At 39.8% G+C, this 410-nt stretch carries 1 protein-coding gene; it reads right to left on the bottom strand.

The window, feature by feature from the left end:
- Positions 1–318 (bottom strand): carbamoyl-phosphate synthase domain-containing protein (locus HC175_RS19560; RefSeq protein ID WP_317172372.1); only part of this gene is annotated, 318 nt, incomplete at its 3' end.
- Positions 319–410: the final 92 nt, after the last annotated feature.

The raw sequence follows: 410 nt of genomic DNA, 5'->3' as shown, positions 1-410 counted from the left end.
AAACTCCTTCAGGGTTTCATCTGCAGCAGGCCGGGATTGATAATAGCTGAAGTTCTTGCAAACCAAACCCGAGATCTGTGCAGTTTCAGCTTCTTTTTCATCTTCCTTTGCTCCATAATTACCAATATGGGCATTGGTGGTCACCATGATCTGCCCAAAATAAGACGGATCTGTAAAAATTTCCTGATACCCGGTCATTCCCGTGTTGAAGCAGACTTCTCCAAAGGCTTTTCCCTCTTTGTCGCCTACGGCTTTTCCATGAAAGATGGTTCCGTCTTCCAATAACAGGATCGCCTTTTTTCTGGTTTGGTATTTCATAAACGCTTTCTCCTTTTTACTTCTACAAAACTATCATTTTTGAATGAGATAACTTTGAGTTGCTATTTATTGATTTTAAAACACTTCAATTT

It is taken from the genome of Salinimicrobium oceani (assembly GCF_012037645.1).
This window is presented reverse-complemented; position numbering and strand designations above follow the sequence as displayed.